The sequence below is a fragment of the Pontibacter sp. GD7 genome (assembly GCF_058216375.1).
Map to the genome: position 1 here is coordinate 107,885 of NZ_JBYZMP010000007.1, position 23,774 is coordinate 131,658.

A 23,774-nucleotide genomic window follows, 5' to 3' on the forward strand; every position below is an offset into this window, starting at 1 on the left:
TTCGGACTTCTTTGTCCGAAAGCAAAACTGCCAGGGGACATCCTTGTCCCCGTAACCAGCAACGCGGACAAGGATGTCCTCAACAGCTTAAAATCCGGACAAGTATGTCCAGATCAGCTTTACAAAATCCTTAAGTTAACGGCATTGGGTCGCGACCTGTCCCTACAAATCAGATTTATACTTTGCTTCCAGTTGCGACCGCCGCTAGCTAAGAAGTGTCCATCCCAGTTTCTCTGTTGAGCCGCCTTGTGAGATCCGGTGCCCGGAGGGCAGCGCGCAAGCGCAGGAGGGAACACAGCGGCGATGCAGAGAAACGAGGCCTCGCGGCCTTGAGCGCACCAAAGCCAAATGTAAAACGATAGGCAATTAAGACTAAGGAAAAACATAAACTAGATAGAAAGACGGGCTTGTTTCATCTCAAATATTCGCCACCCCATACTCCGGCCTAATTCTTGCAGCGGCCGTTTTTGCACCAAAATATATAAAACATCGTTTGTATGCAGTGTGTCCGGAAAGTATGAGCCGGCATTATCAAATGAGTTAAACCAGAACATGAAGCGTACGCTAAAGCAGCTTATAAAATTTATAGTAACCAGAATAATGGCGCCGTTTGTGCGGTTAGTGCACGGCGAGTTTTCCGCTTTCTTCCAAAGCCTGAAGCCAAAGTTCACGAAAGCCTACTGGCAGCAGAAAAGGGCCGAATGGAAAGAGAGCCGCAGCCGATCCGATTACCGTTTTCTTTTCCGGATCTTCTACAAGCTGGCATTGGTTGCCATCTTGTTCTTCGTATTATTCTACTTTGCCATCTATGCCGGCTTTTTAGGAGGAATGCCATCCACTAAAGAGCTTAAGTCGGTGCATAACAATACTGCCTCCGAAGTATACGCTGCCGGCGGCGAGTTATTGGGCCGATACTACATACAAGACCGTACCAATGTAAAATTCACAGATATCTCACCTGCCGCAATCGACGCCTTGATCGCCACGGAAGACGTGCGCTTTTACGAGCACAGCGGCATTGATGTGCGAAGTATGGGACGTGTACTGGTTAAGTCGCTGCTGATGCAGAATGAAAGCTCCGGTGGTGGCAGTACTCTAAGTCAGCAGCTGGCAAAGAACCTCTATCCACGAAAAAGGTACTGGTTTGGCGATATGCTTATAAACAAGCTGCGCGAAATGATCATTGCCCGTAAACTGGAGAGCCTGTACACGAAAGAGGAGCTTTTGGAGCTCTACCTTAACACAGTGCCCATGGGTGGAAACCTTTACGGCATCGAACGTTCTGCACAGCGCTTTTTTAACAAGCCTGCCAGCAAGCTTAAAGCCGAGGAGGCCGCTGTGCTGATCGGAATGCTGAAGGCAACCACCACCTATAACCCCAGGCTAGCCCCTGAAAAGTCTAAAATGCGTCGAAATGTGGTACTGAGCCAAATGGCAAAGTATAACTACCTTACGGCAACACAGGCCGACTCGCTGAAGCAATTACCCCTGAAACTAGATTACAATGTTGTGAGCCACAATGATGGGTTGGCGCCATACTTCAGGGAGCAATTGCGGCTGGAGCTTGTAAAGTGGGCTGCCAGTAAACGAAAGAAAAACGGTGACCCGTACAACCTGTACACCGACGGTCTTAAGATCTATACGACCATAGATGCCGGTATGCAGCGCCACGCTGAGGCAGCGGTGCGCAAGCAGATGGCACAACTCCAGAAAAAATTTGAGGCTCACTGGCGCGGCCGTAGTCCCTGGGGCCGAAACACGGATGTGCTGCAGCTAGCCATGCAAAAGTCTGACAGGTATAAAAAATTAAAGGCCGCCGGTGCCTCAGAGGCAGAAATAGCAGCGGCATTCCGGACACCGGTGCCGATGAAAGTATACGGCTGGGACGGCAGCACGCAGCGCACCATGAGCCCCATGGACTCCGTGGCCTATTACCAGCGCTTTCTGAACACTGGTTTGTTTTCTGTAGAACCACATACTGGGTTTGTGCGTGCCTGGGTGGGTGGCATCAACCACAGTGTATTCAAGTATGACCATGTGCGCTCCAAAAGACAGGTAGGCTCTACGTTTAAGCCAATTGTGTATGCTGCCGCGCTGGAAAGGGGTATTAAGCCATGTGATTATTTCCCGAACGAGCGGGTCACGTATGATACCAACGATAATTGGTCTCCGCGTAATGCCGACGAAAAGTATGGCGGCGAATACACCATGCGGGGTGCCCTGGCTAACTCTGTAAACACAGTATCAGCACAGATCATTATGAAAACCGGTGTGGAGCCAACCGTAAATATGGCGCACCGCCTCGGTGTGGAAAGCGAGCTACCCGAAGTACCATCGCTGGCTTTGGGCACTGCTGACGCCTCTCTTGAGGAAATGGTGACAGCTTATGCTACATTCGCCAACCGTGGTTTGCGGGTTAAGCCGGTGTACATTAACCGCATCACAGACCGCGATGGCAACGTTCTGCTCCAGCACTACGATGGGAAAGACGCCAAACGGGTGATCTCGGATAAAACGGCGGCCATTATGCTATACCTGATGCAGGGTGTGGTAGAAGAAGGAAGCGCCTCTAAATTACGCTCACAGTTTGGGTTGAAAATGGACATAGCAGGCAAAACAGGTACTACCCAGGATAATGCCGACGGCTGGTTTATTGGCATTACCCCTAACCTGGTAACCGGCGTATGGGTAGGAGGTGAAAGTCCGCAGGTGCGTTTCCGGACACTTGACCTTGGCCAGGGCTCCCGAACGGCACTGCCGATCTGGGGCGATTTTACCCGCCGCATCGCCTTGGACCCAGCCTATAAAGGTTACTACAACAGCAAATTTGAGCCGTTACCGCCAGGCATCCGCGCCTCCCTGGACTGTGCCTCTTTCAGGGAAGAGCCCCCTCAGGAGAATTTTCTGGAGCGTGTTTTCAATTCAGTGTCAGAAGGGGCTGCCCGTAAGTTTGAAGAGCTGAAGGATAACTGGAAAAGACGTAAGAAAGAGCGAAAGGAAAAACGCAAGAAAGGTCGTTGGTGGGATTAGATAGTGTAACAGTTGGATCTTGCCACATGAAAACATTTTAAACTTTGTCCGGTCTGCGGCATTAAAGTTCTCTGGGTACACTTATACTTTAACTAAACCGGAAGGTGGTCCAGCGCTTTTATTTCAGATTTGTACGCCCCCGGAAGTATGGCTTCTTTCAATAACCAGTCGAGGTTGAGTTTACGGGTTAGTTTATAGATAGTCAGGATGGGTATAAGCCAGTAGAATTTACCCAACCCCAGCATTTGGCTTACAAGTTTAGGCGTAACAACTTTTTGCGCTTCCAGCAGCAACAAGTACCTGACTGGCCCCAGATGCTTCCGGTACTGTTTGTACAGATCTGAAGTATACTCACTTTTCTTTAAGTTTTGTTCCAGGTGTGAGTGCCTGTCTGTTAGCCATTGTTGGTAGGTTTTTGGAAGTTCTTTTAAGCCCATACGACTACCCACCCTGTAAAAGGTATCAAACACCTCTGCCTTTTCCTTGTTGCTTAGCTTGCGTTCCAACAATTCAAAAGACCTTATAGAATAATCGATCAGCATATACAACACATCCCGGTAGGCCCAGTCAGGTATACTTTGTCCGCGTTTCTGCTCTACCCCGGCATGTATGGAGGCCATTTTATCGATAGCGTGGTGCGCTACCTGCTCCGTAGAAAAGACTATCTGGCGGGCATAGCCTACTGTAGAAAACAAGCGGCCCAATGGGTCGGCTGGCAGGCGTCCGGTAAAGTATAGCCAGTCCACGGCCTTGTTCAGGGCAAACTCGGCAGAGGCTCCTGCAAAAATAAACAGCACCGTATCGCTCTTGCCCCAGATCTGGCGCACAACCGAGTTTTCGCTTACAAACATCTTCATGTTTTTAGAACGAGACACAGGGTAAAAACGTGCAGAAACACAGGGAATTTGATATTGGTGGGGCGTGGGAATACACTTTCAAATTATTACACCGGGGAGTTTCGATTTCATGTCTTTTGATTTATGAGATAGGCTATTCCAGGACTAAACACTATCAAGACTTGACACTATATGTAATAAGTCAGAAAAACAAAAGCCCGCGCCAGTAGAGAGACTCAGTTTTAATCTATTTTGACATACCGTAAGATATTTTTATTCTCTGTCCTTAACACTAAACTGTCTTCCGAAGTATTTAGGATTTGATACGATGATATTAATTGACCTGAATCACTAATTGATAATATATTATTATCAGCATTGTAATTGTAGATATATTCATCTTCGAAATACTTAATTTGATTGTGCTCTAAAATGGTAAATTCTACATTCTCGTTCTCCCCCAGAGCCCAGTTTCCTAATAGTTGATCTGAAGCTTTAGAACAGCCAATCATTGCAATGATCAAATTGATAAAGTTTCTAAACGTCATTCTATTTCTTTTAAGGCAATAGTATTTCAAAATAAGAAGTAATACTCTTATTGTTATAAGGATAAAACACCTTAATCACATCGGTCCGGGTGGCTTACCAGCGCATAGCTAGTGCTTCGCCCCCCGCCGGGCTCTTTGACCAAAATGCCCTTCCTGATCAGATCCTGTATGTCTCTCCCGGCCGTGTCCTGGGAGCACTTGGCGATCTTGGCCCATTTAGAGGAGGTGAGTTTGCCGACGAACCCCTCCTGCAGCCTTTTGATGAGCAGACGCTGCCGCTCGTTCAAGGGCGTGGCGGCGTGCACGTCCCAGAAGCGGGCCCGCTCCAGCACCGTTTCCAGCTTTTCCTCTGCCAGATGCAGCGCGCTGTGCAGGCAGGAGAGAAACCATTCCAGCCAGGGGGTGATGTCCAGCGGCCCTTTCTGCGTTCTCTCCAGGATGGCATAGTAGGCGCTTCGCTCCTGCCGGATCTGGGCCGACATGCTGTAGTAGCGCTGGCTGCTTTGCTCTGCCCGCGCCAGCTGCATGTCGGTGATGGCCCGGGCCACCCGCCCGTTCCCGTCGTCGAAGGGATGCAGCGTGACAAACCACAGGTGCGCCACACCCGCCTTAAGCACCGGGTCTAGCTCCTGCTCTGAGTTGAACCAGGCCAGGAAGCGTCGCATTTCCGCCTCCAGCAGAGACGCATCGGGTGCCTGGAAATGCACCCTCTCCCGGCCCAGTGGTCCGGAAACCACCTGCATGGGCCCTTTGGCGTTGTCGCGCCAAGTGCCGGTGAGTATAGGATACATGCCGCTTCTGCCCGTGGGAAAGAGGGATGCCTGCCAGTTAAATAGCCGCTCTTCGGTGAGTGGTTCTTTATAGCGCTGCGTGGCGTCGAGCATCATCTCCACCACACCCTCCACGTCGCGGTCCGCTGGAATAAGCCCGGCGATGTCCAGCCCCAGGCGCCGGGCGATGGAGGAGCGCACTTGGTCGGCGTCGAGCAGCTCGCCCTCGATCTCAGTGGACTTAAGCACGTCCTGCGTCAGGGTCTGCAACATGGCCTCGGAGCGTACGGAAAAGCCCAGGGCCTCCATGCGCCCGCGGATGCGGCCCTGCGCGTAGCGCACCTCCCCCAGCAGCGGTGAGAGGCCGGCCTCGTCCCAGCTAAACTGGGGCCAGTGCGGATGGTGGTAGATGTAGTAGCTCATGAATCAAAAAGAAGAAGCGGTGAATATACACTTTATTTACCGCAAATATGCGGAGAATAAGTAAATTAATCTCCGCACCTGCTTTTTCCTACGCGCTCCTAGGCTAATTGCGGTTCAAAGTATGGATGGGTTTACTAAATGGCTGAATTGGTCATAGTATAAAATCACCTTTCCCAAGAGTAGCTGTGCCTAGCTTGAAGAGGTGTAAGTGTTCCCTAAAACTGCCGTTATTTGAGACGATATTAGAGATGGACTTTTATTTCTTCTTCACAAAGTAAAGGTGCTGTACACTCAGATGTAAGTACCCCACTTTCTGACAGTAAAAATGAGACATTTCTTATTCCTTACTACTACCACCATGAAGTGTTCATGTGGTAAACTTAGTGCGCAGGCCTACTTTAATAAATGCGGAAACAAACTTCCTATTAAACTCTGCCAACTTTAATAACAAACATTACACAACCCCTCTTTTCACCTTCTGCTCCAACCCTTTCAGATCCTGCAGCAGTTCCAGCGTAATATCACCTGTCCTGCCATTGCCGATCTGGCGGTGGTCTATTTGCACGATGGGTAAAATGCGTTTGGTAGTGCTTGTAAGAAAAGCTTCTTTGGCCTGGTATACTTCTTCCAATAAAATATCCCGATCTTCTACCTTATACTTTGCAGCAGCCAGTGCCATCACATTTTTGCGGGTAATACCTTTCAGTATGTTCCTGGAGGGTGTTACGACCACGTTATCCTGGGTGATGATGAAAAAGTTGCAGCGTGGGAATTCTGTAACGATGCCGCCGCTATGATAGAGCACCTCCTCGGCTTGCTGTTCGCGCATGTGGTGCAGCAGCCGTATGCCGGTAGTGTAGTTTATACTTTTAACCACCGGAAAATCGCGGAGGTATTCGTATGTTATTATGCTGATGCCCTTCTCCACTTTGTCTGCACCAGGCAAAACCAAGGGTTGCTGCTGCACCACCAGGTTTGGTTTGCCCGGATCAAAGCCGTTGTCAGAATAACCGCCTGTCAGGATCATCTTCACACCCGACTCTTCCAGGTTATTCAGTTTTATCAACTCCATTAATATGGCTTTTAACTCCTCTCGTTCATAAGGCACCTGCAGGTACATCTGGCTGGCAGAGCTGTAAAACCTATCTAGGTAATCCTCCAGAAACAGCGGCGTTTTCCCGTCTACTTTAAAAAAATCGAACACGCCATAACCGCGCTGAATAGCCAGGTCGCTGATATGCAAGGTGGCCTGTGGGGCAGGATGAAATGCGTTATTAATAAAAACCTGAAGTGTTGCCATATGGTCCGATTTAAGAAGCAGCTGTTTTGCGATAAATGTACCGTTTATTTAGGGTTTAGTACCTAAGCCCCTGAATCTGATTTAATCTTTTTAAATTCTTAAAATTATAAGAATCTTTGATCTGAGGCAGCAAATTATTAAAAATATACAATCATAAAAGTTTGATTTTTAAAAATTATAGGTTTTCTTCGAACTAAATACAATAATGATTCCTTTATAGTGTTTAGCTTAACAGGTACAGTTACCTGGCCGGGTGGTTAAATCCCTGATTTTGACTGCGCTGGTTATTTTCAACCTTTTAATGTACTTAAAGAATTGTTTAAGATTATGAAGGCACTTGTTTTATCCCTGGCTTTTATGTCGTCTGTTGCAGTATCTACGCAGGCTCAGGACACAGCAGCTAAAGAGGTGAAAGCTTCTGACCAGTTACAAACTCAGTTTAAGAGCCTGAAAGACGATGCCAACAGTTACAGAGAGGGCAGTAAAGAATACAAAGTGGTAAGTGTTAGTTCACTGGATGCTTTCTGGAACAGTGTAGAGAAAAATATCAAAGCAACCGAGACGAAGCTTGATAAAGCCAGAAGCGGCTCCAGGGAAGAACTGGATCAGGCGCAGGCCAAAATAGACGAACAGCAGGCGCAGATCGAAGCGCTGAAGAAAGACAATGCCCTGAAGGACGAGGAAGTAAAGAAAAGCGACAGCATTTCCGTTTTCGGTATCCTATACATCCCGAAGCAGGTTTTTGTGATCATGATGTTCTCGGTTATCGGCTTGCTGCTGATTATAGCTGCCGTGTTCTACTATCAGTATAAAAACAGCAAGGTAGTAACCGACCAGAAAAGAAGAGCTTACGATGAAATTGATGCCGAACTGCAGGAAGTGAAGAAATCTGCGCGCGAGAAAGAGCTTAAGCTGAAGCGCGATCTGCAGACAGAAATGAACCGTATCGATGAATTGAACCAGGAAATTGCTGCCTTACAAAAAAAAGTAATGGCCTAAGTTTCTGAAAGTATAAAACAAAGAGCCCCGGAAAGTATAATCTCTCCGGGGCTCTTTGTTTAAGCCAATTAACTTAAGTTACGATTACACACCCCTGCACCCCTCTCAAGAGGGGAATCTCACAAAAGTTTAAGGAAATTCCCCTCTTCTTAGCAAGACAGTTTCATTCTACTATTTTGCTGGCGCGGATCCGTGATCCGTGACTTGTTATACCTGTGGATTTGCAATCCAACTAGGCCAGCCTGTCCCAGGCGCAGTCACGGGGTGGCCCGGCCACAGTTATGCGATAAAAATATTTGCTATTTGCAACAATCAATCGTAATTTTACGATAATAAAATTATGGGAACTACAAAAACAGAAGAATTTACGCTTGCCGACATCACGATTGCCAGGTATGCCAAGGCCTTGGGCCACCCTGCCCGCATTGCCATACTTCGGATACTGCTGGAACGCACTTCCTGCATCTGCGGCGATATTGTAGAGGAACTGCCACTGTCGCAGTCTACGGTTTCGCAGCACCTGAAAGAACTGAAGGAAGCCGGCTTAATTAAAGGCGACATTGAAGGCAAAAAAGTATGCTATTGTATTGACTCGCAGGCATGGGCTGAGGCCCAGCAGTTATTACAGGTAATGTTTGGCAAGTATAAGCCCTGCACTACAAATTGCTGTTAAAAAAATTTAATCTTATTGATCGTAAAATACCGATAAATTTAAAGACTATGGACAACGCAGAAGAACTAAAAAAAATGGTACGCGAAAAGTATAGCGAGATTGCCAACCAGAGCAAAGACCAGAACGCGGCATCGTGCTGCGGGGCTACAGGCTGCAGCACCGTGGACTACGCCATTTTCGCTGATAACTACACAGAACTTGAGGGATACACTGCCGATGCGGACCTGGGTCTTGGCTGCGGCTTGCCAACCGAGTTTGCCCAGATCCAAAAAGGCGACACGGTAATAGACCTCGGCTCAGGGGCCGGCAACGACTGCTTTGTAGCGCGTGCCCTTGTAGGCGAAAGCGGCAAGGTGATAGGTGTGGACATGACAGAGGCGATGATCAAAAAAGCCCGTGAAAATGCCGATAAGCTAGGATTTAATAATGTAGAGTTCCGCCAGGGTGAGATTGAGGACCTGCCAATTGCCGGCAACCGTGCCGATGTGGTGGTAAGCAACTGTGTGCTTAACCTTGTACCCGACAAGCAAAAAGCTTTCTCTGAAACGTACCGGGTTCTAAAGCCAGGCGGGCACTTTAGTATCTCGGATGTGGTGCTGGTAGGCGAGTTGCCTGAAGGCTTGGTTAAAGCCAGCGAAATGTATGCAGGCTGCGTTTCTGGAGCCATCCAGAAAGAAGAATACTTACAAATAATTAGCGAAGCTGGATTTGTGAATATTACTGTACAGAAAGAGAAAGCCATAGAAGTACCTGATGAGATTCTGCGGGATTACCTTAATGAAGAGGAGATCAAGGCATTCAGGAATAGCAACACCGGCATTTTCAGCATCACGGTATACGGCGACAAACCTGCAACTTCAGGTTGCTGCGAGCCAGGCGCCGGCTGCTGTTAAAGTATAGGTTATATTTATTCAGGTGATTATCATCCCCCTGCTCTCAAGTAGGAAGCCTGAGAGTAAGTCCCCCTTTGAAGGGGGTAGGGGATGACAATCAGTTGTGAACAACAATCAACAATCAGCAATAAACAATCAGCAATCAATTACATGGAACACTGTGCTCCTGCCTACAACCGAAAACGGCTAAGCTTCCTGGACCGCTACCTTACACTCTGGATATTTCTGGCGATGCTGGCCGGGGTGGGAGTTGGTTACTTTATACCTGAAAGCTCCGGGTATGTAAATTCTTTGTCCAGTGGCACTACCAATCTGCCCATAGCCATTGGCCTGATCCTGATGATGTACCCTCCGCTGGCAAAAGTGAATTACCGCTTGCTACCTAGGGTTTTCCAGAATAAAAAAGTGATTGGCTTGTCGCTGTTGCTTAACTGGGTTTTCGGGCCATTGCTCATGTTTATACTTGCCATCACCTTTCTGCGCGGCGAGCCAGCCTACATGACAGGCCTTATACTTATCGGCCTGGCCCGGTGCATTGCCATGGTATTGGTCTGGAACGACCTGGCCGACGGCAGCCGGGAATACGCAGCCGGCCTTGTTGCCCTGAACAGCATATTCCAGGTATTCCTGTACAGCTTCTATGCCTGGCTTTTTATTACCGTACTGCCTCCTGCTTTTGGATTTGAAGGAGCCATCGTAGATATCTCGATGGGGGTAATAGCCGAAAGTGTGGCCATTTACCTGGGCATACCTTTTCTAGCGGGTATGCTGAGCCGGGCTATACTTGTGCCGTTAAAGGGTCAGCAATGGTACCAGGATAAATTTATACCTGCCATCTCCCCTATCACGCTTATTGCACTGCTGTTTACCATTTTCGTGATGTTCAGTTTGAAAGGAGACTTGATTGTGCGCATACCTTTTGATGTGCTGCGCATTGCCTTGCCGCTGGTTTTATACTTTGCCATCATGTTTCTGGTGAGTTTTTTTGTGGGCAAGACGGCTGGCGCCAATTATTCTGAAAACGCCTCTGTGGCTTTTACAGCAGCTGGCAATAATTTTGAACTGGCAATTGCCGTAGCCATTGCCGTTTTCGGCATCAACTCCGGCGAGGCATTTGTGGGTGTGGTTGGGCCATTGGTGGAGGTGCCTGCCCTGATTGCCCTGGTAAATGTAGCCTTTTGGCTCAGAAAGAAGTTATACTTAAAAGAGAAACCTACCCAAACTGCGTAATGACAAGCCTGAAACCCACACTCGCCAAAAATACAGCTGAACTGGCCGCTTCCTTTCAACAGATACCGGAAGCGCGCAAAGAATTATTGCAGCACCTGAGCAACTACATACAGGAAAAGAAGAAAGCAGGTCAGGCTGTCAGGCTTGTGTTTATCTGTACCCATAACTCACGCCGCAGCCACATGGCACAGCTTTGGGCACAGGCTGCGGCAACTTATTACAAGCTAGATGATGTAGTCACGTTTTCAGGTGGCACCGAAGCCACGGCTTTTTACCCCGCTGCTGTTAAGGCTATGCAGGAACTCGGCTTTGAGATAGAAAAAGAAAACAACGACAGTAACCCCATCTACAAAGTATACTTTGCGGATAATGCTGCACCAGTTAAAGTATGGTCAAAAAAGTATGACCACGAGGCTAATCCTGCTACTGGTTTCTGCGCTGTCATGACCTGTACCGAAGCCGATGGAAACTGCCCCTTTGTGGAGGGAGCCGAAAAACGACTGGCAATACCCTATGAAGATCCTAAAATCTCTGATGGCACCTCGGAACAGGAACAAGTATACCTGGAAAGGGCAAAACAAATTGGCCGCGAAATGCTTTACGTGTTCAGTAAAGTATAAAACAGCAGCGGCGGCCCATACTACCTGGTGCCGCCGCTGCTGTTTTAAATATCACTTACTTATGCTTGTTTTACCAGCTGTATCTCTGCGTTTAACTTTATCTCGTCGCTTACCACAACGCTGCCGGCCTCGGTTACGGCACTCCAGGTTAAACCAAAATCCTTGCGGTTGATCTTGCCTGTTACTGTAAAACCGGCTTTTGTCTGGTTATAAGGATCAACTACAATTCCTCCATACTCCACATTTACCGTTATTGGTTTTGATGTTCCGCGTATAGTCAGTTCACCGTCCAGATTATACTCGTTCTCGGATAGTTTCTCGAAGGTTTTGCCTTCAAATTTAACCTCATCGTGCGTTGAGGCATCAAAAAAGTCCGGTGACTTCAGGTGGGTGTCACGCTGCTCGTTGTTCGTGTCTATCGAATCAACATCTGCCGTGAACAGGATCTTGGATGCTTTCGTGAAGTCTTCGTCCTCTGTCTCCACTTCCACATTAAATTTTCTAAAATACCCTGTTACAGTCGTGATCATGAGGTGCTTCACTTTAAACTGTACTTCGCTGTGTGCCGGGTCTACTACCCACTTTGTTGTTGCCATAGTTTCTGTATTTATGTATTAGTTATTGGTTTATTCTCCACGTCGTGTATTATACTTATCATGCATACGCATAAGTTGAATCAAATCTCATACTTTATTCAAACTTACAAATTATAAGTACATACATCAAATGTATATACATTAATTTATGTTTCATAGTTTTCTCTCCTTGATATTTTATTTCTTAAGTAATCCAAGTTGTGTGATTCTTATTCTAAGAATGGAACCCCTAGCCCCAGTGCCGTCAACTTATGAAAAAAATGTCATTTCGAACGCTAGTGAGAAATCTGAAATAATGCGATACTAGGAAATACTCCAGATTTCTCCCTCTGGTCGAAATGACAGCTTCGCCCTAAGTTGACGGCATTGTGGCTCAGGGGTGGGTTGCCCTTATAACTATTCAAACTGTTGTATCTCACAACCTGAGTTAAGCAGTTTTTATAGATAGTGAGAGGCAGCAAGAACAGGGCTGTGTATAAAATCTGTGTGAGCTCCGTATATTTACTTTACCGGCTAATTTATTTCGGGAAAAAACGATTTTACAATCCTGGCGCACCCTGTACAACATGCATAACACTTACAATAATTTTGTTTCGGCAGAGCTGAATGCCTGGCAGCAGGAGATGATGCGCCCACCCACGTTTATGAATGCAGTTGCCCGAAAGATGCAGTACAAGCTAAACAGCTACATTCCGGATAAAGTACATGCAGCTATCACTGCTACCATCAAGCAAATGATTCGGGGTATGTTGTTTGGAGCTGGCTTTATTACTACCAAACCACTCGAGGGCCTGAACCTGCAGCAAAGGGAGATAATGGTGCAGGAGCGTATCAAGTTTTACCAAAGTGCCGCAGCTGCCGAAGGCGGTGTTACGGGGGCAGGTGGCATTCTGCTGGGCCTGGCTGATTTTCCGTTGCTGCTTAGCCTGAAACTGAAACTGCTTTTTGAGATTGCCGCTATTTACGGTTACGATGCCACAGATTATAGGGAACGCGTATACTTGCTGCACATTTTTCAGCTGGCCTTTAGCAGCCATGAGCACCGACGAGAAGTATACCAGCAAATGGTGGACTGGGAAACGCAGAAACTGCACCTCCCCGAGGACATACACGATTTTAACTGGCGTGCCTTACAACAGGAGTACCGCGATTACATCGATCTTGCCAAAATGGCCCAGATGATACCCCTGATAGGCGCCCCGGTTGGGGCCGTAGTCAATTACAGGCTTGTTAAAAAACTTGGCGCAACCGCCATGAATGCTTACCGCATGCGCTGGAAAGAACAGCAGTTACTTAGGTCCGCTTCATTTCCTGAGAGAGACTAATTCATACTAAAGTATAAATTCAAAGGCGCTTTCTACTTACCAACCCAGCACTCTTTTAACTTGCAGGTTTACGCCTAAAGTATAAGGCCTTAAGCCAAAAGGCTCACGCTCTTTAAAAGTAGACCCCAAAAAGTAATTAAGGGCCGGCATTACCGTTAACTCATACTTCGGGTGCAGTGCCACGTTATAGCCAACCCCCACTAACAGGTTGTAATTAGACTGCTCCAGCAGGTTATCCTTATCCGGGAACTCCACAGTTTCTATCCATTCTCCGTTTCTGTAATCGCTGGTTCTGCCTCTTACAAGCAGGTTCATGCCTCCAGCCATGGTAACGTTAAGCCTGGTACGCTGATTTTGAAGAAAGAAATAGTTAACACCAACGCGTACTCCGCCATAAGTATAAGAGCTGAGCAGCTGCCTTTCTTCCATTACAGGAGTTGCCTCTACCACGATCTGGCCATCTGCGGTCTGCCGCATCTGGCTCCCCGATACCTGGCCTGAAGTATAGGTATAATCAACGTTTTCTTTCAGGTTAACCAACGACAGGCCAGCTTCCAGGCTCATATTGGTTTTCACGAACTTACTTATACTTGCCCCAGCCTCATACCCCATTCGTTCCGGGTCTAGCTGGCTTTTGGTGTTGAGTCGGGTAATCAGAATAGCGTCGTCACCGTTTGGTGAGAATTTCCGGAAGGCGTAACGCGGCGAAAAGTATGCGCCCACTGCCCACCCCGAAGGATCGTTCAGCACAGCTCTTTCCTTTTTAGGTTTTGCAGGCTTTTCTTTCTTTTCCGGATCCAGGGCTGGTGACGCCGCAGAATCGGTTGCTACTGGCTGCAGGGCCAGGTAAGGCTCTGCCAAAGCCCCACTGTCTCTGGCTACTGTGTTCTGTTCCTGAAGGCTGCCACTCGCAGCAATGGTCGTGTTTTTTTGTGCTAAACTATCTGTGGCCCCGCTTAAAGTATAATTCCCCTGGCTTCCGTCAGCTGCTTTTTCAGCGTTAACAGAGTCCAGAGGTGTTTTTGGGGGTTGCAGCCGTATACCGCTAAACAGTTTTTCAGGAGACCGGGCTTTTGTGATAACTCTACCGGCAGGCGCTTCCGGTTTGCCTGGCGGCGAGTCCCCTGCCCCTTTTGCAGCCTGAGCCTGCGTAGAGCCAGCGGCCTGAACCTGCCTGCCTGCCAATAATTGCTCCTGTGTACTTTTGCCCTTGTTTTCCTGGGCTGCGGTGTTGGCTTGTTCAGTATCCGTTTGCTGCAGGTCACCTCCGGATGCCGGAACTTCATTTAGTGGAGAACGCACCGCTGACATTTCCGGCACTAGGGTATTGTTATCGTTATCTGATGCAAAGTATACGCCTGTACCGATCAGCAGCAGTAAAAGTGTTGCCCCAAACCACCAGACAGGTCGCCAGTTGGTAACCGGTGGTTGCACTTCTGCTTTTATGCTTTTCCAGCCGTTTACAGGGGGCTCCTCTTCGAGCTCCAGCAGTTTACGCCGTATTTCCTCCAGTTCTTTATCGGTTAGCATTGCTCAGATATTGAAAATTTTAACAGCGTTTTTTTCAAATGGCTTTTGGCCTTCGCCAGCTGTGACTTTGAGGTTCCCTCCGCAATGCCCAGCATATCGGCTATCTCGCGGTGGTTGTACCCCTCAATCACATACAGGTTAAAGATCACTCTGTAACCCTCGGGTAGTTGGTTAATCAGCAGTAGCAGCTCCTGACTGTTTATCTGGCTCACGATGTCTTCTCCGGACGCCGTGTTCTCTTCAATGGTACTGTAGTCAAGCTGCTCCTGGTACTTTTTATTTTTATGGTAATGGTTGATGGCTGTGTTCACGAAAATTCGGCGCATCCAGCCTTCAAACGAGCCTCCGTTATACGAGTTTATACTTTTAAAGGCTTTTACAAACGCTTCATGAAAAATGTCTTCCGCCTCGAACCTGGAGCTGGTGTACCGGACACAAACCGCCATCATCCGACGCGAGTACAACTGGTAAAGCTTTTCCTGAAAGAGTGCCTTACCCTGCTTACAACCCGCAATAATTTCTTCCTCGGTGTACAATCCTTTACCAGTTACGCTATCAAACTTTACTCCACACGATACAATGCATCAATTACCTGCCATAAACATTCTGGCATTACAACCAGACACCGAAGATTATTCAACTGTTATCCTTACTTCCGCCTCCAGGTATTCATTGGGGTTGTTCCCGTTGTAACCTCTGGGGTATACTTTATACTTAAAAGAGTCAGTCCCTTTAAATCCTTTATCAGGCGTATAGATCAGTACATCATTGTCATAGCCCTCATAGTAGCTGTAGTGCGCCAGCGTACCATTGGAAGGCTGGCCCAGGCTTGTTGAGATATTGCCAAAAGCACAGATGCGGTCATTTAAATATATCCTGATCTCCTTGGGTTTTCCAGCCTTTGTGGTTACAAAGTCCGGGGCAACGGTAGTGGTGCAGTTCATCGGGTCGAGGGGCTCTCTTACAAAAAACTTTATTTTGGCAGACTTGCAGGTTTGTCCGCTGCAAACCTGGTATGTGAGGCTGTCGGTGCCTACAAACCCAGGGTTAGGCCTGTAGCCCATCGTTCCTTCTACTCCATCAAAGTTTGGCACCAGCACCCCGTTTTTAGGAGCACTGTAGGTAATTTTATCAAAGGAGATGATGGTATCGTTGGCAGCGCTATGCAATCTGCTGGTTTTGTTATTGTATAGGTAAAGCACGTCCGGGTTAACCCTCAGGTCCCCGCCAAACGTAACAGGCACCACGTCTTCTTCAAACTGGTCGCAGGCGGCGAAAAAAGCCACTCCAAAGAGAAGTATAATTAGCTTTTTGATATTTCCGGCAAGGTGGTTCATAGTTTTTTATATGGCTGCATCAAAGCTTATACCTCTAAGACCAAAGGTGGATGAAAAGGGTTGCCCCAACCAAAACAACAGCACAAATATACTTTTAAAACTCAGACTAACAATCAATTACAAGCAGCAAAACATACTAAACCGGTTCCATAAAATATTTTGTATCTTGCATGTTCTATATTCGTTTTGCTCGCTTGTGGGCTAATGGCCTGTGGCATGTAGTATAAACCCTATCCATACTTGCTGTGATAAACTATAACCCCAAAGACTGGTTTAAATTTATATTCAGGATTACCCGTGCCGACACGTTTCGGAGGCTGCTGCCGCTAATGGTAGCGGTTGGCTTATACGCTGGGGCAATTGCTTACTTCGAACTAACTTACCTGGACATTGAGGAGTCGCAGTTTATCCGGAATGTGGGTATGATGCACAGTGTGCTGGGCTTTGTGATATCGCTGTTGCTTGTGTTCAGGACCAACACCGCCTACGACCGCTGGTGGGAAGGGCGCAAAGTATGGGGAGGCCTCACCAATACCTCCCGCAATCTGGCAATAAAAGTAAATGCTATGCTGAAATCGGAGGATGACCGGCGGTTTTTCAGGTTGATGATACCGAACTTTGCCTTTGCCCTTAAAAACCTGCTCCGCGAAAACGAGAATTTTGATGAACTGGACCCTGTACTGGACCTGAAACGCGGCCGGCACCTGCCCAACCAGATAGCTGCCGCCATCTACAGCCGGGTAAACGCCCTGCACGAAAACGGCGCCCTGACAACTGCCCAGATGCTGGCCCTGAGCGACGATGTAAAGGCACTCACTGACCATACCGGTGCATGTGAGCGTATCAAAAACACTCCCATACCCTTTACTTATAGTGTGTTCATTAAAAAGTTCGTTTTCTTTTATGTGATCACGCTGCCTTTTGGCTGGGCTTTTAGCCTGGGCTATTACATTATACCGGTGGTCATACTTATCATGTATGCACTGGCCAGTCTGGAGCTTATTGCCGAAGAGATCGAAAACCCGTTTGGCACCGACGACAACGACCTGCCCACCGACCAGATATGCCACAACATACGCAAACACGTTGCGGAGCTGCTGAGCTAGCGGGGCAAGTGGTTAAAACACTGCATCATTTTTTTATACTTCCCGGACAAATGTCCTTTTAGGGCTTCAGCAGTAAGCCTTACCTTTGTGGCATGCAAGAGCAACTATTAACCGCATACCGCACCGCCATTACGCATTACATGCAAACGCACCAGCAACTGCTTGCAAAGTATGGCATCAGCAGTGTGCAGCACTCCCCGCAGCATACACTTTTGCAGCAGGATGGCAAGCCGCACGGTGTTTTCATACTTCAGTCTGGGCTGGTAAAAGTAACCCGCACCACCACACTGGGGCAGGTATACTCTCTGGGCATTTTTGACAGAGGCGAAGTACTCGGCGATGTGGAAGCAATCATGGACATGCACCACTTTGGCACTGTAGAAACGGTAACCAACTGCAGCTTCTGGAAAATTTCGACTGAGCAGTTTCTAAAGATGCTCTCGCAGGAGCCGGATTTCAACCTGCTCATACACCGCAATGTTATCTCCAAGTTGCTGAACACATCCCAGAAGGCAGCCATACAGAGCACCAACAAGCTTTTATACTCGCTCATGATCATGCTGCGGGAGTTTTCCAAGCTAAATGAGTTGCAGATCTCCAAGCCTTTGCTGGCCGAGGCGCTAGGCACATCAGGCCGTAACCTGAACCGCCTGCTGGCAGAATTGGAGGACGAACTGATCATTGTCACTCATCAAATAATCATCAAGGAAATAAACCTGCAAAAACTGCAGCAGAAAATACATGCATACGAAAACACAATACAATAAAACCCGCTTCGAGGTTAAAGGCTGGGAACGCGAAGAGCACTTTCATTTCTTCAGGGCTTTTACCCAGCCATTTTTCAATGTTCATTCCGAAATTGATATCACGCCGTTATACCACCATGCTAAAAAAGAGAAACTATCGGTGTTTCTGGCTTATTTGCATGCGGCCACTGAAGGCATACGCGCCACCGAGAATTTCCTGCTAAGACTTGAGGGCGATGAGGTTGTAAAGTATGAGGCCGTTGATATCTCCACCACCGTGCTGAAGAACAATAAAACAGTTTCGTTTGTGCACTTGCCCCACCACCGCGACCTGCGTTTATTTTGCAAAGAGGCCTCTGAAATAGTGGCTGAGGTAAAGCAAAGCAACAGGCTGTTTTACGGTTACAATGGCCCGGACCTGATACACGCCACCACGCTGCCCTGGTTCCCGCTAAAAGGCATGGAGCATGCCCACGTAGACGACCCGAACGATGCGGTGCCTAAACTGGCCTTCGGTATGCTGGAGTTTAGAGCCGACCGGGTTATACTTCCGATGAGTGTGCGGGTGCATCATGCGCTGGTCGACGGTTATCACATCCACCTGTTTATCGAAAACATGAAGGCAAGTATAAATGCCTTAGTTTAGAATAGCTTTGAGGTGATTACCCGGCTCGGAGCAGGGCTGCCCACGGTAAAATAAGGCATGGTAAGGTGCAACAGACTGGTAAACACAATTCCCTGGCTATCGTTTATTTAAGAAAGCCTTGCACTATGAAACGCACACTTATACTTACCAAAGCCTGCCTTTTGGCCGCCTTCCTCCTGCCTGCCTGCAACGATAACAGCACTAATACCGAGACAGCAAGCGTAGCAAGTATGGCACAAGCCAATAAGCCTGAAACAGCACAGAAAACCGGTGATCTGGGTAAAACCCCTTGGGCGCTTAACATAGAAAAGGCCACCATAAACAACACCAATTACCGGGACACAAAATGGACAGGAGACCACCTGCAAATGGTGCTGATGTCGCTTAAGCCTGGCGAAGAGATAGACCTGGAGGTGCACCCCAATGTAGACCAGTTTATCAGGATAGAACAGGGAGAAGCGCAGGTGCGCATGGGTAAGGCTGAGAATGACTTAACGTTCGATCAAAAAGTATCGGATGACTGGGCAGTATTGATACCCGCCGGATACTACCACCACATTAAGAACACCGGAAAAGAAGAGCTAAAGTTATACTCTATTTATACTCCAGCAGAGCACCCGTCAGGCACGCGCCACAAAACATACAAAGAGGCTCAGGAGTATGGCCATAATCATTGATCCGGCTGTCACTGCCAATAAAAAACCGCCGCTGTCCAGTAACTGGACAGCGGCGGTTATACTTTATACTTAGTAAAGACTTACTCTACAGAGCCTACCTCGGCAGTACGCTCTATCTTTTTCACAAGACCCTGCAACACTTTGCCTGGTCCGCACTCGATAAAGTGGGTGGCACCATCGGCAAGCATCTGCTGCACCGACTGTGTCCAGCGAACAGGTGCTGTAAGCTGCTTTATCAGGTTTTGCTTAATCTCCTCAGGGTCTGTGTGCGGCATGGCGTCCACGTTCTGGTAGATCGGGCAGATACCTTTGCTGAAAGTGGTTTCGTTAATGGCTTTTGCCAGCTCTTCCTCGGCAGGCTTCATCAGCGGCGAGTGGAAAGCACCACCTACCGGCAATGGCAGCGCACGCTTGGCACCGGCCTCTTTCATTTTTTCGCAGGCGATCTCAATGCCTTTGTTTGAGCCAGAGATCACCAGCTGCCCAGGGCAGTTGTAGTTGGCTGCCACCACTACTTCGCCGTCAACGGATGCGCATACTTCTTCAACCTTCTCATCCTCCAAGCCAAGTATAGCCGCCATCGTGGATGGGTTAGCCTCGCAGGCGGCCTGCATCGCCAAAGCACGCTTCGACACTAGTCTAAGGCCATCCTCAAAGCTCAATACTTTGCTGGCAACTAATGCAGAAAATTCACCTAATGAGTGACCTGCCACCATATCAGGGGCAAAATCTTTGGCAACCGCTGCCTGTGCAACAGAGTGCAGGAATATAGCCGGCTGTGTTACTTTTGTCTGCTTCAGCTCCTCATCGGTGCCGTTAAACATGATTTCCGTGATGTTGAAGCCAAGGATCTCGTTTGCCTTGTCGAACAACTGGCGTGCCTTCTCGTGCTGCTCATACAAGTCCTTGCCCATGCCTACAAACTGAGAACCCTGTCCCGGGAAAACGTATGCTTTTTTCATCTGTATTTTAAATTGGTAAATGGCTAAATTGTTAAATGGTTAAATTGATAAATAGCTAAAATTGTTAATCATATCAAATCAACAATTTAACCTACAACAATTTAACAATAAAATCACCCTATAAACCTGGCGCGCTGTGCAGGGCTTGGCAGCATGCAGCTGTCGGTGCGGCCTGCAATTTTGTAGCGGTGCCTGGCTATAAAGCGGTAAACAAAATTGCGGAAAGATAAAGGAATAAACCGGAAATAGTAAAGTATGGAAAGCTGAAATTTGAGGTATCGGGCAATTCGAAGCACTGCCTCAGACTCAGCGTAAAGCCTGCCGTTCTCCCAGAAAAGTATGGAATCGGGCAGCGGGTCAGGAATCTGGGAGCCCGGCACCAACTCCTGCAGCATACCGGATTGAAGCGCGGCAAAGTATAAATCCTGCCGCCTGTTATACTTTAACACCACTTGCACACTGCCCTGACAAAAGCCGCAAGAGCCATCGTAAAAAACGATGGCTCTTCCTTTTAGCTTCTCTCTTGTATCCGGAATCATGAATTATCTTACAATCTCTACCCAGCCTTTATACTTCTTCCTCGACTCAGCAGGGTTTCTGGTAAAGAACTCCACTTCAGCCTCGTAATAGTATACGCCATCAGTGAGTCGGTTGCCGTCCTTGTCCACGCCACGCCAGTTAATGAACACATCGTCGCCGGTAGTGGCCGTTTTCTCAAATACCTGCACGCCCCATCGGTTAAACACCTTGAACTTCATGCTCTTGATAAAGGCTGCCCGTTTATCCGGACGGAACACATCGTTCAGGCCGTCACCGTTCGGGGTAATGATGTTTGGCAGGATAAAGGTAATACAGTTATCGTTACAAACCTCGTTGCTTAACGGGCTTTCTATACCTCTTACATCGGTGGCCGTTACCACATAGCAACCCGCAAACGACTGCAGGCCAGTATGCGCAAAGGTAGTTTCCTTGGTGGTGGCCAGTTTAACAAACTCCTCGTTATCCGTAGGTTTAAAGTATACCGTGTAGAAATCGATCTGATCGGTACACTCCCCGGTAATCTGCGGCACCCAGCTCAGTACGTTCTGGTATGGCGGCTGCGTAGGGTTCTGGCTAAAGGCTGCACAATCTAATTGCTGAATACTTAGAATTGGCGCACACACAATCTTGGGCAAGGTGGCACACACGCGCTGGCTGTTGTTCCGAAGCGGCGAAGGCACATTTCGGATATCGTAAGTACCCACTGTTTGTACATAGTAACAGTACTGCACGCCACGTTGCAAGGCCAGGTTGTTAAAAGTGCCCCGGTCCACGTAAGTGCCGCTGGTTGCTGTGGCTGTTACACTGTCTATCAATGTAAACGTGCCGTTTATTTCACGGTAAATGCGGTGCCTTCTGCCCTGGTTCATCCATGGCACGCTGTAGGTCCAGTTCAGGGTTATCTCCTTTTGGTCGCCGGTTGCAGGCGCAACTGTCAGGAACACGCTGGAGGCCTCGGTGCTTTCGCGCAGCTCCGTTGGTTGTGCACCCGGTGTTGGAGCCTGGTAGAACTCCAGCTTATACCGGTAGGCTTTCTCTACAGTGTTTAGTCCCTGGTCCACAAAAACGGTATCCCTCATGTCCTGGGTGCGTTTCAATTCCACAAAGCCGGTGCCTGTCTGCATGCCCTCCTTACGGAACAGGCGGTACTCCAGGGGCTGCGTCAGCTTGGAAACATCGCGTGGCTGCGTCCATTTAACAGTTATCTGCCCATTGGTGCGGTCAGTTCTGTCTACGGTCACGTTTGTCAGGTAAGGGATGTCCTGCTCAACAGTGATACAGGTTTCGTTAGAAGCAAGGCTTTTACCCCTGGCCGGTCCCGGAAACTCCGCATAAATGATGTAGCAATACTCCACACCTGCTTTCAGGCCTGCCCCTTTGTTGTCGTCGGTAAACGTGATCTCACTGGCCGCTACCTCCCCTATCAGCACATAGCCGGTACTGGCCGGCACACCGGTCTGGCACTTGTCAGGCACAAAGCCAGATGGCCCCTCCCGGCGGTATATCCGGATGGTGGAGGCGTTTTGGCAAATGTACCTGTCCCAGGTGATTGTAGCGGTGCGGTTGGTGGCGGTGGCCAACAGGTTTTGTGGCGGTGGCCCAACCACGGTGATGTTCCAGGGTTGCAGGTCGGCCAGTTTGGTCTCGCTAGGCGGCCGTATGTCTTCGGCTTTAAAGATCACCTGGTATGGCCTCTCCCGCACGTTTGCACAGGTAGTAGACCAGGTAAACAGGCCTGTTGCCACACCCGCGTTGCTGCTGGTTTGCCTGAAAGTGGCCGGTGGTATGATACCGCTGCTCGCCGTCAGGCGAATGAAGTCGTTGTCAGGGTCTGTGGCCCTGATGTTTCCGATAAGTGTGGTTCCCGCTATGATACAGGTATCTTTCGGGGCTAGCTGCGGAGGCCTATTGGGCGTTTCCTTTACAATGATCTGCATATCACGGACCACCTCACCTATTTTTACGGCACCTCCCGGAGATACACGCCACTCCTCCACCACAAAGGCTACATTGTATTCACCCTTTACGCAGGGTGCGTCCCAGACAAGCTGCCCGGTCCGGACATCGATGGTCAGGGTAGAGGTCCCGCTGCCTGAAGCTCGTGAACAGCCACCCCCAAACAGGTTCGGCAGCACATAGCCGGGCACATTAGCTGGCTCTGCATTAGCCCCTGTGCGTTGCTGTGGCACACGTAGCTTAAAAGCAAGGCTGTCACCGTCTGCGTCAAAAGCGCCTGGGTTATGTACATACACCCGTCCAACGGCAGCCATATCTACTGGGGCCACTGTTAAAACCGGCGTACTGTTAAAACCACGAAGGGGGTTGATGTTTATGGTGGTGGAGATGAAGAACGTTACCTGATCGGAAGGCGGGGCTATATTAAGTATACTTGGGTTTCGGTTTATACCTGTCCAGGAGACACGGTACGTGCCAGGGGCGCGGTAGGTGTACTCCCACCTGTATAATGCCAGCGTAACCTGGTCTGCTGGGTCGCCTACTACTATTTCGGGCCCTATGCGCGGCACGCTTAGTACGGTACCGTCACCCATTGCTATCTGTGCCACCGGGTCCTCGGCATTGGAGGGCGTATCGGTGTAGATCTTCATGGTAAAGAAAAAGCGTAAAGGGTTCGGGTTGGGTGTAGTATCCCGTTTAGCAGTAATATCTCCTGCTCTAATGTGCGTGGCCTGCGCTTCTGTAAAAGCTCCAATCAGCAATATCAACACCCACAACAGACCGCCATGCAGCAGATACCTCTTGAGTAAATTGTTTGGCATATAACTCGGGTTTGGCGGTATAATCAGCTATAAAGTAAACTAAAAAACTTCGATTTTATTGTTAACAAACGGAAGAAAAGCAGGTTTACATAGTAAAGGTTTTCTGTCCTACGCAGTACCAATTTAGATTGATTCAAAATATTAACCTAAAATTGTTTTATAATGGCCTCGCTAGTACCTTTGAGCAATTAAAAAAGCATCATTCATTAA

The 23,774-nt window shown here is 48.4% G+C and carries 21 protein-coding genes; 11 read left to right on the forward strand and 10 right to left on the reverse strand.

Annotated elements, in window-relative coordinates:
- Window positions 1-552 precede the first annotated feature (552 nt).
- The gene (locus tag AC4BAP_RS12465) at window positions 553-3,030 is read left to right on the forward strand and encodes a penicillin-binding protein 1A (protein WP_490582989.1); all 2,478 of its coding nucleotides are present in this window, start codon (window positions 553-555) and stop codon (window positions 3,028-3,030) included.
- Between the two features lie 92 nt (window positions 3,031-3,122).
- Here the strand turns inward: AC4BAP_RS12465 and AC4BAP_RS12470 are convergent, their stop codons facing one another.
- The 3 genes from AC4BAP_RS12470 to AC4BAP_RS12480 form a co-directional block, all read right to left on the reverse strand.
- Window positions 3,123-3,887: an oxygenase MpaB family protein gene (locus AC4BAP_RS12470; RefSeq protein WP_490582990.1), complete on the reverse strand. Its 765-nt coding sequence runs from the start codon at window positions 3,885-3,887 to the stop codon at window positions 3,123-3,125.
- Window positions 3,888-4,485: 598 nt separating this feature from the next.
- Window positions 4,486-5,607, reverse strand: a complete 1,122-nt coding sequence (locus tag AC4BAP_RS12475) for a Fic family protein (protein ID WP_490582991.1) — start codon at window positions 5,605-5,607, stop codon at window positions 4,486-4,488.
- A 454-nt stretch (window positions 5,608-6,061) separates the two neighbouring features.
- Window positions 6,062-6,907 (reverse strand): aminotransferase class IV, encoded by an 846-nt coding sequence (locus AC4BAP_RS12480; RefSeq protein WP_490582992.1) that lies wholly within the window; start codon window positions 6,905-6,907, stop codon window positions 6,062-6,064.
- 327 nt (window positions 6,908-7,234) lie between these two features.
- Here AC4BAP_RS12480 and AC4BAP_RS12485 point away from each other — a divergent pair, with 327 nt between their 5' ends.
- From AC4BAP_RS12485 to AC4BAP_RS12505, 5 genes are all read left to right on the forward strand, one after another.
- Complete coding sequence (locus AC4BAP_RS12485; protein ID WP_490582993.1) at window positions 7,235-7,906, forward strand: hypothetical protein; 672 nt, start codon at window positions 7,235-7,237, stop codon at window positions 7,904-7,906.
- Between the two features lie 340 nt (window positions 7,907-8,246).
- Window positions 8,247-8,579 (forward strand): ArsR/SmtB family transcription factor, encoded by a 333-nt coding sequence (locus tag AC4BAP_RS12490; protein WP_490582994.1) that lies wholly within the window; start codon window positions 8,247-8,249, stop codon window positions 8,577-8,579.
- 47 nt (window positions 8,580-8,626) lie between these two features.
- Window positions 8,627-9,472: an arsenite methyltransferase gene (locus AC4BAP_RS12495; protein WP_490582995.1), complete on the forward strand. Its 846-nt coding sequence runs from the start codon at window positions 8,627-8,629 to the stop codon at window positions 9,470-9,472.
- A gap of 150 nt (window positions 9,473-9,622) precedes the next feature.
- Window positions 9,623-10,702 carry an ACR3 family arsenite efflux transporter gene (gene arsB, locus AC4BAP_RS12500; RefSeq protein WP_490582996.1) on the forward strand — a complete coding sequence of 360 codons (1,080 nt, stop codon included), beginning with the start codon at window positions 9,623-9,625 and terminating at the stop codon, window positions 10,700-10,702.
- Complete coding sequence (locus tag AC4BAP_RS12505; RefSeq protein ID WP_490582997.1) at window positions 10,702-11,322, forward strand: low molecular weight phosphatase family protein; 621 nt, start codon at window positions 10,702-10,704, stop codon at window positions 11,320-11,322. The genes arsB and AC4BAP_RS12505 overlap by 1 nt, the downstream gene beginning before the upstream one ends.
- Before the next feature lie 59 nt (window positions 11,323-11,381).
- On the opposite strand, the gene AC4BAP_RS12510 is transcribed toward AC4BAP_RS12505, so the two are convergent.
- Window positions 11,382-11,918, reverse strand: coding sequence for a YceI family protein (locus AC4BAP_RS12510; RefSeq protein ID WP_490582998.1), 537 nt, complete (start codon window positions 11,916-11,918; stop codon window positions 11,382-11,384).
- A gap of 566 nt (window positions 11,919-12,484) precedes the next feature.
- Here AC4BAP_RS12510 and AC4BAP_RS12515 point away from each other — a divergent pair.
- The gene (locus AC4BAP_RS12515; protein ID WP_490582999.1) at window positions 12,485-13,243 is read left to right on the forward strand and encodes an EcsC family protein; all 759 of its coding nucleotides are present in this window, start codon (window positions 12,485-12,487) and stop codon (window positions 13,241-13,243) included.
- Between the two features lie 36 nt (window positions 13,244-13,279).
- Here AC4BAP_RS12515 and AC4BAP_RS12520 read toward each other — a convergent pair whose 3' ends face one another.
- From AC4BAP_RS12520 to AC4BAP_RS12530, 3 genes are all read right to left on the reverse strand, one after another.
- Window positions 13,280-14,773: a porin family protein gene (locus AC4BAP_RS12520; RefSeq protein ID WP_490583000.1), complete on the reverse strand. Its 1,494-nt coding sequence runs from the start codon at window positions 14,771-14,773 to the stop codon at window positions 13,280-13,282.
- The gene (locus tag AC4BAP_RS12525) at window positions 14,767-15,309 is read right to left on the reverse strand and encodes an RNA polymerase sigma factor (protein WP_490583001.1); all 543 of its coding nucleotides are present in this window, start codon (window positions 15,307-15,309) and stop codon (window positions 14,767-14,769) included. The genes AC4BAP_RS12520 and AC4BAP_RS12525 overlap by 7 nt, the downstream gene beginning before the upstream one ends.
- A 96-nt stretch (window positions 15,310-15,405) precedes the next feature.
- Window positions 15,406-16,110 (reverse strand): Ig-like domain-containing protein, encoded by a 705-nt coding sequence (locus tag AC4BAP_RS12530; RefSeq protein ID WP_490583002.1) that lies wholly within the window; start codon window positions 16,108-16,110, stop codon window positions 15,406-15,408.
- A gap of 245 nt (window positions 16,111-16,355) precedes the next feature.
- On the opposite strand from AC4BAP_RS12530, the gene AC4BAP_RS12535 reads away from it, so the two are divergent.
- The 4 genes from AC4BAP_RS12535 (at window position 16,356) to AC4BAP_RS12550 (ending at window position 19,285) form a co-directional block, all read left to right on the forward strand.
- Window positions 16,356-17,216 carry a bestrophin family protein gene (locus AC4BAP_RS12535; RefSeq protein ID WP_490583003.1) on the forward strand — a complete coding sequence of 287 codons (861 nt, stop codon included), beginning with the start codon at window positions 16,356-16,358 and terminating at the stop codon, window positions 17,214-17,216.
- Between the two features lie 92 nt (window positions 17,217-17,308).
- Entirely contained in the window at window positions 17,309-17,983 is a 675-nt protein-coding gene (locus tag AC4BAP_RS12540) for a Crp/Fnr family transcriptional regulator (RefSeq protein WP_490583004.1), read from the forward strand.
- On the forward strand, window positions 17,958-18,608 hold the full coding sequence (locus AC4BAP_RS12545) for a CatA-like O-acetyltransferase (protein ID WP_490583005.1): 651 nt from the start codon (window positions 17,958-17,960) through the stop codon (window positions 18,606-18,608). Before AC4BAP_RS12540 ends, AC4BAP_RS12545 begins: the two co-directional genes overlap by 26 nt.
- 125 nt (window positions 18,609-18,733) lie before the next feature.
- Complete coding sequence (locus tag AC4BAP_RS12550) at window positions 18,734-19,285, forward strand: cupin domain-containing protein (RefSeq protein ID WP_490583006.1); 552 nt, start codon at window positions 18,734-18,736, stop codon at window positions 19,283-19,285.
- Window positions 19,286-19,365: 80 nt separating this feature from the next.
- Here AC4BAP_RS12550 and fabD read toward each other — a convergent pair whose 3' ends face one another.
- The 3 genes from fabD to AC4BAP_RS12565 form a co-directional block, all read right to left on the reverse strand.
- Window positions 19,366-20,247, reverse strand: a complete 882-nt coding sequence (gene fabD, locus AC4BAP_RS12555) for an ACP S-malonyltransferase (RefSeq protein ID WP_490583007.1) — start codon at window positions 20,245-20,247, stop codon at window positions 19,366-19,368.
- Between the two features lie 113 nt (window positions 20,248-20,360).
- The gene (locus AC4BAP_RS12560; RefSeq protein WP_490583008.1) at window positions 20,361-20,786 is read right to left on the reverse strand and encodes a thiol-disulfide oxidoreductase DCC family protein; all 426 of its coding nucleotides are present in this window, start codon (window positions 20,784-20,786) and stop codon (window positions 20,361-20,363) included.
- A 3-nt stretch (window positions 20,787-20,789) separates the two neighbouring features.
- A complete protein-coding gene (locus tag AC4BAP_RS12565) occupies window positions 20,790-23,564 on the reverse strand; it encodes a T9SS type B sorting domain-containing protein (RefSeq protein WP_490583009.1) in 2,775 nt (924 codons plus the stop codon).
- Window positions 23,565-23,774 lie beyond the last annotated feature (210 nt).